Genomic DNA, 13,105 nt, shown 5'->3' with positions numbered 1-13,105 from the left:
GCAAAATCCCGAATGTATAATTCGGGATTTCACTTTAAAAATGGAGGTGTTATTCTATAAATTAATTCCTATTACAGTTGCCGATGCACTAATCTCATCTGCCCAATCTTGTAAAGCAACAACACTTTGCATCACTACACCAAAGTTAGCATCTGTAGAGTTTTCTAATGTTATTAGATAATCGAAAGGTTCGCTATTATTAGCTATTGCATTTACTTTTTCCATAGCCTCGTCTGCCGCATCTTTTAACTTTTCAGCTTGAGCTGCATCTTTTTCTTTTACTAAATCGTAAAAAGAATCTCCAGAGACATTACCATAAGCTCCAAAAACTACGTTATAAACACCTTGCGCATTTGCCCAAATATCTTTGTGCGTATTATCACTAAAGCATGAATGCTCATCTTCTTGTCCTAATCCATCAATACCATCTGTAGAATCTACAGGGGCGATTATACGTTCCGAGCTTAATTCGTCACCAGCAATAAAGAAAGCACCGTTAATAAATTGCTTTAACGCAACATCTTCATCTAAAGCTTCAAAAACAGTTCTATAAGTACCATTTGGAGCCCAAGTTGTAGTTAATGCATTTAAATCGCTTACTAATAAATCGGTTGCTGCTTGTAAATAATCAGCTCTACGATCTGCATCATCTGCGGTAGTATAATCGGTATACTCACGTTGCCCAGGTAAATCTTCACTTGGTAAAGTATTGTCTTGTCCCCAAAGTAAAAACTCTATAGCATGCCATCCTGTACTGATAGATTTATCGGTGGTTTCTTCATTTAAAGAAGCTAAAGTCGCTTCATCTATAGTTACACTAGTATTAGAAATAATACTTGTAAAACTACCTGCGTAAGCTTCTGTTCCAGATGCTACATAATCAATATAACTTTCGTCTATTGGCCAAGCATTAAGTTGTCCTTCATTACCAACACTCCAAGCTTCATTTTCTGTATCTATAGGACCGTTGCATTCTCTATAAGCTTCGGTTTGCCCATAAATATCTCTAGCACTCAACCATGCCGTTTTTACTGCTGTAAAATTAGCATCAGTTGGTGTTTCTATAAAAACATCTACCGCAGTTTGTAACGACACGGCTCCTGTATAACTATCTAAATAAGATTGATAAACAAGATTGGCGTAGTTTTCAATAACAGCAGACTTTTCGATGCTTTCACTTGTGTCTCCTCCATCATCATCACTAGAACAAGATGCTACAAAAAGTGTTAACGTAAAAAGATAAAGCGGGTTAAATAATTTGAATTTCATAATTTATTTTTATTTAGACTTGATATAAATAGAGTTGCAAATATATTTTCTTTTTAAAGAAATCAAAGTTTATTTAGATTAAATCTTAATAAAAGATTAAAATGAACTGTTAACCTTTTTTAAATCAATCGTTTAAAACGTTTATTAAATCTTTAGAAAATATAGCACATTTACACCAAACACTTCTACCCTAGTAATGATTTACCAAATCAAAAAAGTTTAATTAATAAATACACTTTTTCGTAAAAACAAAACTCTTCTACACCTCTGAATTTAATAGATTTAGCAGTAATAATATTTAACTAATTAATAAACATTATGTAACATATCATATTGATTTAAATACGTTATTTAACACCAAAATAAAAAAACAACCAGACCAACATTATCAATGGATTTTTCTACAATAGTTATTTATCTTGGCTTTACATTAGCCGCCTATTCTGTAATAGGTAATGATACCATCCAAACGTTAGGGACTTTTCTAAGCTCTAATGAACGAAAAAAATGGTGGGTGTTGTGGCTTTATGCAGGTGGTATTCTAACATTTACCCTAATCTATGGTTACATTACTCATGACGGCGATGTCTCTTATGGACGTTTAGAAAAATACCCTATGCCAAACCCCTTTTCATGGTATTATATATTACCTCCTATTATTTTAATGATACTTACGCGTACCGGAATTCCTGTAAGCACATCATTTTTAATTCTTACGTTTTTTAACCAAAAGAATTTAACCGATATGGTTTTAAAATCCGTTTCTGGTTATGCGGTTTCTTTTGTTGCCGCCATTATTTTGTATTTGGCCATATCCAAAGTACTAGAGAAAAAATTTATAGAAAACCCAATTACAGCAAAAGAAAACCAAATATGGACCGCTTTACAATGGGGTTCTACCGGTTTTTTATGGTCGCAATGGCTTATTCAGGATTTTGCCAATATTTATGTTTACTTACCAAGACAACTCGAATTATGGCAGTTAATATTCTCTTTAATTATTGTATTAGTGATGCTCGCTTTTATTATCGCGAAAAAAGGAGGTGCCATACAAGGCATTATTAAATCTAAAACCAACACGGTAGATTTAAGGTCAGCTACGCTTATAGATTTTACATACGGTATTATTTTATTCTACTTTAAGGAGTTAAATAATGTGCCAATGAGTACCACCTGGGTGTTTATAGGTATTCTGGCCGGTAGAGAAATTGCCTTAAACTACATGCTTAGAAAAAATGAACCTAGAAGAGCTATGTTTAGTAATTTAGGTATGGATTTGTTTAAAGTTTTTATAGGCCTTGTAGTGAGTATTGTTCTAGTTTATGCTGTAAAATATTTAGCAACGCTATAACCTTACTTTCATTTAAAATTAAAACATAACCCTAATCGTTAAAAAGATGAAAAGCATATTATTTCCAACAGATTTTACCGAATTATCCTTAAATGCTTTTACATATGCTATGGAATATGCACAAAAGTCAAATTCTAAGTTAATTGTGTATCACACTTATACTGCCGGAGATCCTTTAAATGAAGATGCTCAGGCTGTTTACAATAAAGTAGATATACAGAACTTTAGAAGTAAAAAGGATAAATTTCCTCCATTTGAAAAACTTATTAAAAACAGTAAGGCAGGAAATTTAAACGTAAAATATGTTGTAGATGAAGGTACTTTTGTAGAGTCTTTAAAAAAGTATATTTTAAAAAAAGAAGATAAGATTGACTTGATTATTATGGGTACACAAAGTAGCCAAAATAGCCTGTTTAACATTTTTATGGAAACCAATACCATTAAAATATTAGAAGAAATTAGCAAGCCCGTTATTGCCATACCAGAAAAAGCTGTTTTCGATGGTTATTTGGATAATATTGTATTTCTAGTGGATTATAAGGAAGATGAAATTATTCCGTTAGGTCATGTTATCGAAAAATCTCAAGAATTCAATTCAAAACTACATGTTATTCATTTCGATTTAGCACATGTAGAATCAATTTCTCCTTTAATGGAAACCTTTAAGCAATCGTTAGATTTAGCCCACCTAAATAATGTAGAGTTTATTTCTATAGATTCTATTAACCTGAAGAAATCGTTAACAGAATACTGCATTAACAACAAAATAGATATGGTTTGCTTAATAAACCATAAACGGAATTTTTACCAACGTCTATTCTCTTTTAGTTTAACTGAAGATTTGCTAAACAATTTCGACATCCCGATAATGGCTATTTATCGTGACTAACAAAATATAATCCATAAAAAAAGCTCTAAAAATTTTTAGAGCTTTTTTTATTCTATAATACCAAGTAAATAATCTTTACTCAATTAAATCAATATGTCTGTCGTGATAGCCTAACAAGTATAAAACACCATCTAAACCAATGCTAGATATAGAACTTTGTGCATTATCTTTTACTTTAGGCTTCGCATGAAATGCAATCCCTAACCCCGCTAAATTAAGCATAGGTAAATCGTTGGCACCATCGCCTACCGCAATAGTTTGGCTAATATCGATACCTTCTTTTGCGGCTATTTCTTTTAAGTATTCTGCTTTTTTATTACCGTCAACAATATCTCCTAAATAGCCACCAGTTAACTTACCATCTACAATTTCTAATTGATTAGCATAAACATAGTCCATACCTAATTCTTTTTTTAAATACTCACCAAAATATGTGAATCCTCCAGAAAGAATAGCAGTTTTAAAACCGTAACTTTTTAATGTATCAATTAAACGGCGAGCTCCTTTTGTAATTGGTAAATTTACAGCAACATCTTGCAAAACTTCTTCGCTTAAGCCTTTTAAAAGCTTCATACGTTGTTTAAAACTTTCGTTGAAATCAATTTCTCCTTGCATAGCAGATTCAGTAATTGCTTTTACTTCATCACCAACACCAGCAAGTTCTGCTAATTTATCAATAACTTCAGCCTGTATCAACGTAGAATCCATATCGAAACAAACTAAACGACGGTTTCTACGGTAAATATTATCTTCCTGAAAAGCGATATCAACATCGAGATCATTAGAAATCTGCATAAACTTCGCAGTAACTTCAGCTTTATTATCAATTTGACCACGAATGGAAAGTTGAATAGAAGCACGTGGATATTCAGATTGCTTTTTTAAAGATAAACGCCCTGTTAAACGTTTAATAGAATCAATATTTAAATTCTTTTCTGAAATTACTTTCGTTACTTCAGATATTTGTTTAGCTGCTAATTTTTCACCTAAAAGTGTTACGATATAACGGTCTTTACCTTGAAGTGTAACCCAATCTTCATATTTATCTAAAGAAATTGGAGTAAACTTAGCCGAAATACCAAGCTCATAAGCCTTAAAAAGTAAATCTTTTAAAACAGCTGCCGATTTCTTTTTAGATTTTATTTCGAACAAAATACCAAGCGACAATGTATCATGAATATTGGCCTGACCAATATCTAAAACTTTTGCGCCATATTCGGCCAAAACGCCAGTTAAACTAGATGTTAAACCTGGTTTATCCTGTCCTGAAATATTTAATAAAACAATCTCTTTAGCCATAATTTAGTTTTTACTTTTTCAAAGATGTAAAAATCATTATTCTATTTGAATTATGAAAGTTTTTTATAGAATAATACACTTTGCCCTATTCTTGTAAAATATCAAACTGTTTGGATAAAAAAACACCCACAAATTTTAATTATTTGTGGGTGTTTAAATTTTACTTTACAAATCTACTATGCCAGCTTTCACTTGCAGGAACTTCCCAGTTTTCTTTAAACTCACCAACATTGGCAACTAAGTTATTGAAAACAATAGTATTTTTAGAAACAGCTTTGTCTTTTGCCATTTTACGGAAATCTGTTAATGTTTTATAAGCTACGTATTCACCTTGCTTATAAGACACGTTCATTTTATCCATTAAATCGACGTTGTAATCCTTTTCTAATTGCTGAATAAAATGCACCGAAGCATCTATAGAACAACCTGTAGCCTGACTCATAGATTGGTTAACACCAATAACGATAAAGCGTTTATACTCTATAGTGTAACCCGATTGTAAATCGCTACCGTGTGCCGTCCAGTTTTCTATAAAAACATTAAGTTTGGCCTTAATTTCTTCTAGCTCTTGTTCGTTAAACGAACGATTAGCTTGGTATATCCAAACGCGTGATTCTGGTGGTAATATATTAAAATCTACTAGCATTATTTTTTTCTTTATAAGATGAATAACGTTCGGGTTAATTAAACCTAAACATCCTTCATTTATTAAATTGAATTATTTATAAACCTTGAGACTGTGCAATTAATTCTGCAATATCTAAAACGGTTATTTCACTTTCTTTTTCTTTCACTTTTACGCCATCGCTCATCATTGTCATACAATATGGACAAGCCGTTGCTATGATTTCTGGGTTAGTTTTAAGCGCATCTTCTGTACGAAGTTCGTTTATTTCCTTATCCCCTTTTTCTGCATCTTTAAACATTTGCGCACCTCCTGCTCCACAACATAATGCAGTAGATTTGCTTCGTTTCATTTCGAGAAGATTTGCGTTTAATGTTGCCAATACATCTCGTGGTGCATCATATTCTGAGTTTGCACGACCTAAATAACAAGGATCATGAAAAGTAATGCGTTTTCCATTAAACACCCCGTCTTTTATCTCTAATTTCTTAGATTCGATTAACTCTTTTATAAATTGTGTATGGTGTAAAACATCATATTTACCACCTAAACTTGGGTATTCGTTTTTTAAGCAATTAAAAGAATGCGGATCGCAAGTTACAATACGTTTAACCTCGTAAGCATTTAAAACCTCGATATTCATCATGGCTTGCATTTGAAACAAAAACTCGTTGCCCGCACGTTTTGCAACATCGCCTGTACAAGTTTCTTCGGTGCCTAAAACAGCAAAATTAACGTTGGCTTTATTTAATATTTTAACAAAAGCACGTGTTATTTTCTTGGCTCTATCATCATAACTTCCAGCGGAACCTACCCAAAATAAAATATCGGGTTGTTTGCCTTGAGCCATGAGTTCTTCCATGGTTGGTACGTTTAGTTGTTCGCTCATTTTTATTCTTTTATAAATTAAAATGGTTTATTTTAATTATTTGTATTTATGTCTTCTTCTTCTATATCAAAATTTTCTCTTTTTAAACCCGCTAAATCCTTTTTTGAAACTCTAATGTATAAAGCATGTTTAAATGTGCCGTTTGTAAGTCGAACATTTTTATCATTACGAATTAAAAACGTTCTTCGGTAAGCCTCTTCTGATAGTTTTTCTATTTGAAACTCTGAGCAATAATCACAAAATACTTTTTTAACCTTAATTTCTGATGGATGACTATCTACATAGTCAATCGCAGCATAAACCTTTATTTGCAATGAATCTTTTTGGTATCCAACCTGAGATTGAACCCGATTAAAACAAAATAAATTTATAATTAATATGGTTAAAGCGTATCTCATTCATTATTTTTCATCTTTCCAATTCAAACGGTCCATTTGGTTGTATGGCCATGGCGCTCCGTTGTTCTCAATATTCGTCATCATGTTATTAAGTTCTGTTGGTGCCGCACTTTGTTCCATCACTAAATAACGACGCATTTCAATAATTATTGATAATGGATCTATACTCACTGGGCAAGCCTCTACACAAGCGTTGCAACTAGTACACGCCCAAATTTCTTCGTTTGTAATGTAATCGCCAAGTAATTGTTTCCCATCATCTTTAAATTCACCATTGTTGGCATCGATGTTTTTACCAACTTCTTCTAGACGGTCACGCGTGTCCATCATGATTTTTCGTGGTGATAATTTTTTACCTGTTAAATTTGCAGGGCATTCGCTAGTACAGCGTCCGCATTCCGTACATGTATAAGCATTTAATAAACTTACCCAACTTAAATCTTGCACATCGCTAGCTCCAAATTTAGCAGGAACTTCATCAACATCACCTTCTGCAGGTGCAGCAAATGGATCGGCATTAGGATCCATCATTAGTTTTACCTCATTAGTTACCGATTCTAAATTGTTGAATTGGCCTTTTGGTGTTAATTTGCCATAAAACGTATTTGGGAACGCTAATAATATGTGTAAATGCTTTGAAAAATATAGATAGTTTAAGAAAATTAAAATACCAACAATATGTATCCACCAAGCACTACGCTCTATAAAATGCAACGTTGTTTCAGGTAAACCTGAAAACATTGGTGCAATATATTGACTGATAACGTTTCCTGAGTTTACCCCTTGGAAATGCAAATCGGTAGCATTCATTATTAAGAAAAGGCTCATTAAAACCATTTCGAAATACAGAATGATATTTCCATCGCTTTTTGGCCAGCTAGTCATTTCACTTTTCCAAAAACGTTGAATTTTAATAACGTTTCTACGTATCCAAAATACAATTACAGATACAAAAACTAGACATGCTAAAACTTCAAAAGTCCCTATTAAAAAACCGTAGACAGATGTTGGCAAAACACTTAAACCTATACGGTGTGTTCCAAAAAGTCCATCGATTATAATTTCTAGAACTTCAATATTTATAATAACGAAACCGACATAAACCACAACGTGCAGAAATCCTGAAACAGGACGACGCACCATTTTACTTTGTCCAAGAGCAATGCGTGCCATGTTTTTCCAACGTTCGGGTTTGTTATCGCTAACATCAACATCTTGACCGAGGTTAATGTTACGGAATAGTTTTTTTACATTTTTTGCAAAATATCCAATGCCACAAAATAAAATTATAGCGAATACTATGTTTGGTAAATATGTCATTTAAATCTTAGTTAGTTTCTGGTTCTTGGTATGGAATTTCTTTCTTAGAAAGAATTCTAGTATAGCGGTTTGGGTGTAATTTAAAATCTAACAATAGAGACTCTAATTCTGCGGTTGCACCTTCTAAATTATCGTATAAATCGTCGTCTTTTAATAGTTTACCCATGGTACCTTCTCCCTTTTCTAGGTTTGCCATAATGTTTTCAAAACTCGCTAGCGTAGTTTCTAAATTCTTCATGGTAGCTGCTAAATCTGTTTTAGAAAGTTCTCCTGTCATTTTAGCCAAATCGTTACTTGCACTTTCAGCATTAGTTAAAACTGTAGTGATTTTAGATTGATTGGTTTGCATGATATTATTTAAAGCTTTTGAAGTGCCTTGAAAAGAATTCATGGTTTCACTCAAACTAGCCAAACTAGACTTTAAGTTTGCCTTTCCTTTTTCATCTAAAACATCATTTAAATTAGAAATTAAAGCATCGGCACTTGTAAGCATAATTTCAATTTTAGCTTGTAACGGTGTTAATTGGCTTGCTAATGCATCTGTAAAACCTGCTTTTACTTTTCCTGTTAACATAGCTCCATTTTCAGCTGTTTCTGCATTATCAAAAGCCGGTATTATAGCCACGGCTTTTCCGCCTATTAAACCAGTATCATATAATTGTGCAGTACTGTTTTTTGAAAATTCAAAATCGTTATCCACCAATAATTCTACTAATAATTTGCCTGAACCATCGCCTTTAAATTTCAAACTAATAACTTTTCCAACGTTAAGACCATTTATAGTTACAGGTGTTGCAGGTGCTAAACCTTCAACATTATCGTAAACTGCGTAGTAGGTTTTAGAACTATCTAATAGGTTTTGCCCTTTAAGGTAATTAAAACCAAATATGAAAAGGATAATTCCTAATAATACTAATATGCCTGTTTTTACTTCTCTAGATATTTTCAAATTGTATTTTCTTTAAATAACAAAGACAAATTTAAGATAATTTTAAAAAGAATGCTCTTATTTTCTGAATTACCTTTTTAAAGCTTCAGTAAGACTTATCTTTTTACCGTTCTTGAAAGCTACAACAAAACTAGATTTATAGCCTTTACTTTTTGCATCGCTCACCAATTGCTTTGTTTGTGTATAATTTGATGTAGAACCATAGTAATACTTGTATAAGTTACCTGTTTTTTCTTTAGAAATGGCAGATAATCCTTTAAAATTATAAGGTTTTGTAGCTATGGATTTTGAACTTGCCGCTATTTGTACTTTAAAAGTAACGTCCTTATATATGTCATCACTTGTTGATGCCGTTTCTTCAACTTCATCTTCAAAAACAGTATGGGCTACATTTTGTTCTATTGATGCCTTATATTGCAAAATAGCATCTGTAATAGCCTTAGACATATCTTGTTGTCCTTTTTTCGAATTTAAATACGCACCTTCTTTATTATTTGTTAAAAACCCCAACTCTACCAAAACACTTGGCATTACCGTTTGATGTAGCACAATAAAACCGGCTTGCTTAACACTTCTATCTTTTCGTTTTAATTTACCAACAAAATTACTCTGAATTAAACTTGCCAATTGAATACTTTGATCTAGATAATCTTCCATACCCATCATGATACTAATTGCCGATTCTGGCGAATTAGGATCGTATCCCGCATAATTTTGGTGATAATTATCTTCTAATAAAATCACCGAGTTTTCCTTTTTAGCAACTTCAAAATTAGTATTGTTTCTGTGTAAACCTAAAACAAAAGTACCTGCTCCATAAGCTTGAGAAGTGTGAGAATCGCAATGCACAGACACAAATAAATCGGCCTTAGCCTTATTTGCGATTTTACCACGAACAAATAAATCTATAAATTTATCTTCCTTTCGGGTATAAATAACTTCAATATTTGGGTTCTTTTCTAAGGCATTTCCAATAGATAAAACCACTTTTAATGCAATATCTTTTTCTTTATATCCATTACCCATATTACCAGGGTCTTTACCGCCATGCCCTGCATCTAGTACAACAACAAACTTATCGCCGTCGTTATTTCCATTATTTGCATATGAAGAAAATGTTAATACTAATATAAAAGATACGAAAAGTAATAAGGTGTTCGTTTTCATGAGATAAATCAGATTGTGTTTTAAACCGGTGTATTAAAAAATACGGCTATTTTTAAAATTAAAAGCATGCCATTTAAAAAATAGTAACGATTAAAATACTCGGTTTAGTTTAATTTAAAATTTTTCTAAGAATATAAAACATTCACAGAAAAATATATGTAATTTTGGCTTTTCAAAAACCGAGCCATACTTTTACAAAAATACATTTAAAAGCGTTGCAGACAAACAACTTTAATATACTTTTTGCACTAAGTTTTACCATGTTTATTAACATGCTAAGCTTTGGGCAGGACATCAAAAAAAAGACGGATTCTATTAAACCTTCTGTTGAAAATCGGGTGACAATAAAAACCGATAGTGTACTAGCACCAATAATTGATGAAAAAGTTCAGGATTCCACTAAAACCGATTCTATCAAACCTAAAAAAGGTCTTTTAGAAAATAAAGTGGTTTACAGTGCGGTAGATTACACCACCTTCAATCAAATAAAACACAAACTGTATTTATATAATCAAGCCAAAATTGATTATGGTGACATGAACATTTCTGCAGGAAGTATTATTGTAGATTATACAACAAACACCGTTCGTGCTCGAGGTATTATTGATACTACTGGTGAATACACTCAAAAACCCGTATTTACACAAGGAAGTAGCGTGGTAGAGCCCGACTCTATTGTTTTTAATTCAAAATCTAAAAAAGCACTTATATATAATTCTAAAACCGAGCAAGGTGAAGGAACTGTAATTGCTAGTATCACAAAAAAGGAAAACGATTCGGTTTACTTCTTAAAGAACGCAAAATATACAACAGCTGAAAATCTTGAAGATCCAGATTATTATATTAAGCTAAGAAAAGCAAAAATTGTTCCCGGTAAAAAAATTGTAACAGGCTTAGCTAACTTGTTTATTTACGATGTACCAACACCAATAGGATTACCTTTTGCCTTTTTCCCTCAGACTGAAACACATACATCAGGTGTTATTTTACCTAGTTTCGGTGAGCAAAACGATCGAGGTTTCTTTTTGCAAAACGGTGGATACTATTTTGCAATTAACGACCATGTAGATTTAACTGTTTTGGGAGATTATTACACTAATGGAAGTTACGGACTAAGAGTTGAAAACACTTACGCAAAGCGCTATAAGTACAGAGGTAATGTAGCTTTTAGATATGAAAGTTTAATAACGAGTGAACTTGGTTTTTCCGATTATGCTAAAAACACCTTGTACAACTTAAGATGGTCTCATAGCCAAGACGCTAAAGCTAATCCTAATTCACGTTTTTCTGCCTCGGTAAACCTTGGTAGTAGCAATTATTATAGCGGCTCTTTAAACCAAGTGAATATTGCAAACCGATTTAATAATACATTATCATCTTCGGTTTCTTACTCTAAAACTTTTCAAGGGGAACCACAGGTTAATGTTAGCTTAACAGCGACACACTCTCAAAATACGCAAACAGAAACCATTAATATGACGTTGCCTACACTGCAAGGTAGTATTGGTAGAATGTACCCTTTTGCTCCAAAAACGGGTTCTAAAAAAGGGATTATTCAAAATATAAATTTACAGTATAATCTGCGTGGGGAAAATAGAATTGAAACTACAGATTCTTTATTCTTTAAAAAGGAAATGTTCGACGATGCTCAAGCAGGATTTCAACATAGTATCCCGTTAACCACAAACTTTAAGTTATTCAAATATTTTAGTATGAGTACCAGTGCAAACTTCAATGAAGTTTGGACATTTAAAACTATTGATAAAAGTTTTGATACTACAACTAGAGAAACCGTTACTGAAACAGTAAATGGCTTCGATTCTTTTAGAACTTATAATTTCTCTACTAGTTTAGGTACAACTATTTACGGTATGTTCGATTTTGAAAAGGAAGGTAAAGATCCTAAAATACAGAAAATTAGGCACGTTATGCGCCCTGCTATTAGTTATAATATCAATCCTGCTTTCGATAAATATTATGATACTTACGAGGTTGTAAGTGCAGATGGCGAAACCAAAGAAGATGTATCCTTTACTAGATTTGAAGAAAGTATTTTTGGCACACCAGGTCAAACATTTTCTAGCTCTATGGGTATTTCATTATCCAATAATATAGAAGCTAAAGTACGCGATAAAGATAGCACGGCTACCGAGCCTAAAAAGGTGGTTTTACTTAATAACTTAAACTTTTCTACATCTTATAATTTTGCTGGAGATTCTTTACAATGGAGCCCAATAAGAATGAGTGGTGGTACACAACTTTTCGATAATCAATTAAGTTTGAATTTTGGAGCAACTTTAGATCCTTACGCTCTGGATAACAACAATAATAGAATTGATACTTTTAATGTTGATAACGGCGGAAGCTTATTTAGATTAACTAGTGCAAACATGACTGCTAGTTGGTCGTTATCTAGTGATAAAAAAGGCAAAAAAGATTCTAAAGACGACGATAGAAATCGTGATGAAAACTTGCAAGGTGGTGGTCGAGACGATGACATGTTTGGTGTATCTCAAGATTTCTCTAAACCTATCGCTAAAAAAGACGATGAAGATAAAGACACTAAAAGCGCCCTTTATCGCTATAAAATCCCTTGGAGTTTACGTTTAGCGTATGCAGTAAATTATTCTAACTCTACAAGGCAAAACGAAATATCATCGCACTCATTAATGTTCTCTGGAGACATTCAATTATCAGATAAATGGTCTATTGGAGCATCATCTGGTTACGATGTTAAAAACAATGGCTTCACCTCTACTCAACTACGTTTTGAACGTGATTTAGAAAGCTGGAGAATGAACTTAAGCTGGGTTCCTTTCGGAACGTATACCTCATGGAACTTTTTCATCGGTATAAAATCTAGCCTTTTACAAGATCTTAAATACGAAAAACGTAAATCTGCCGATGTACAACTTTAAAGTTAAGATGTTATATTTTTGTTTACACAGA

11 protein-coding genes are annotated in these 13,105 nt (G+C 32.6%); 3 read left to right on the top strand and 8 right to left on the bottom strand.

Going from position 1 to position 13,105, the window contains the following annotated elements:
• Positions 1-54 precede the first annotated feature (54 nt).
• Positions 55-1,269 (bottom strand): imelysin family protein, encoded by a 1,215-nt coding sequence (locus tag DFQ06_RS02235; protein WP_133965783.1) that lies wholly within the window; start codon positions 1,267-1,269, stop codon positions 55-57.
• A gap of 391 nt (positions 1,270-1,660) precedes the next feature.
• On the opposite strand from DFQ06_RS02235, the gene DFQ06_RS02230 reads away from it, so the two are divergent.
• Both DFQ06_RS02230 and DFQ06_RS02225 read left to right on the top strand, forming a co-directional pair.
• A complete protein-coding gene (locus tag DFQ06_RS02230) occupies positions 1,661-2,620 on the top strand; it encodes a hypothetical protein (RefSeq protein ID WP_133965781.1) in 960 nt (319 codons plus the stop codon).
• 46 nt (positions 2,621-2,666) lie between these two features.
• A complete protein-coding gene (locus DFQ06_RS02225) occupies positions 2,667-3,509 on the top strand; it encodes a universal stress protein (RefSeq protein ID WP_042506478.1) in 843 nt (280 codons plus the stop codon).
• 75 nt (positions 3,510-3,584) lie between these two features.
• Here the strand turns inward: DFQ06_RS02225 and serB are convergent, their stop codons facing one another.
• From serB to DFQ06_RS02190, 7 genes are all read right to left on the bottom strand, one after another.
• The gene (gene serB, locus DFQ06_RS02220) at positions 3,585-4,808 is read right to left on the bottom strand and encodes a phosphoserine phosphatase SerB (protein ID WP_042506476.1); all 1,224 of its coding nucleotides are present in this window, start codon (positions 4,806-4,808) and stop codon (positions 3,585-3,587) included.
• A gap of 160 nt (positions 4,809-4,968) precedes the next feature.
• Positions 4,969-5,454, bottom strand: a complete 486-nt coding sequence (locus DFQ06_RS02215; RefSeq protein ID WP_042494888.1) for a hypothetical protein — start codon at positions 5,452-5,454, stop codon at positions 4,969-4,971.
• A 76-nt stretch (positions 5,455-5,530) separates the two neighbouring features.
• Complete coding sequence (locus DFQ06_RS02210; RefSeq protein ID WP_133965779.1) at positions 5,531-6,322, bottom strand: (Fe-S)-binding protein; 792 nt, start codon at positions 6,320-6,322, stop codon at positions 5,531-5,533.
• A gap of 32 nt (positions 6,323-6,354) precedes the next feature.
• Complete coding sequence (locus tag DFQ06_RS02205) at positions 6,355-6,720, bottom strand: hypothetical protein (RefSeq protein ID WP_052415523.1); 366 nt, start codon at positions 6,718-6,720, stop codon at positions 6,355-6,357.
• Positions 6,721-6,723: 3 nt separating this feature from the next.
• On the bottom strand, positions 6,724-8,040 hold the full coding sequence (locus DFQ06_RS02200; RefSeq protein WP_133965777.1) for a 4Fe-4S dicluster domain-containing protein: 1,317 nt from the start codon (positions 8,038-8,040) through the stop codon (positions 6,724-6,726).
• A 7-nt stretch (positions 8,041-8,047) separates the two neighbouring features.
• Positions 8,048-8,989, bottom strand: coding sequence for an MlaD family protein (locus tag DFQ06_RS02195; RefSeq protein WP_133965775.1), 942 nt, complete (start codon positions 8,987-8,989; stop codon positions 8,048-8,050).
• Positions 8,990-9,058: 69 nt separating this feature from the next.
• Positions 9,059-10,156, bottom strand: a complete 1,098-nt coding sequence (locus tag DFQ06_RS02190; protein ID WP_042506470.1) for an N-acetylmuramoyl-L-alanine amidase family protein — start codon at positions 10,154-10,156, stop codon at positions 9,059-9,061.
• A gap of 164 nt (positions 10,157-10,320) precedes the next feature.
• Between DFQ06_RS02190 and DFQ06_RS02185 the strand changes: the two genes are divergently transcribed.
• Positions 10,321-13,074: a putative LPS assembly protein LptD gene (locus DFQ06_RS02185; protein ID WP_042506468.1), complete on the top strand. Its 2,754-nt coding sequence runs from the start codon at positions 10,321-10,323 to the stop codon at positions 13,072-13,074.
• Positions 13,075-13,105 lie beyond the last annotated feature (31 nt).

This window comes from Algibacter lectus, assembly GCF_004368925.1.
In the GTDB taxonomy this organism is placed as follows: Bacteria; Bacteroidota; Bacteroidia; order Flavobacteriales; family Flavobacteriaceae; genus Algibacter; species Algibacter lectus.
This window is presented reverse-complemented; position numbering and strand designations above follow the sequence as displayed.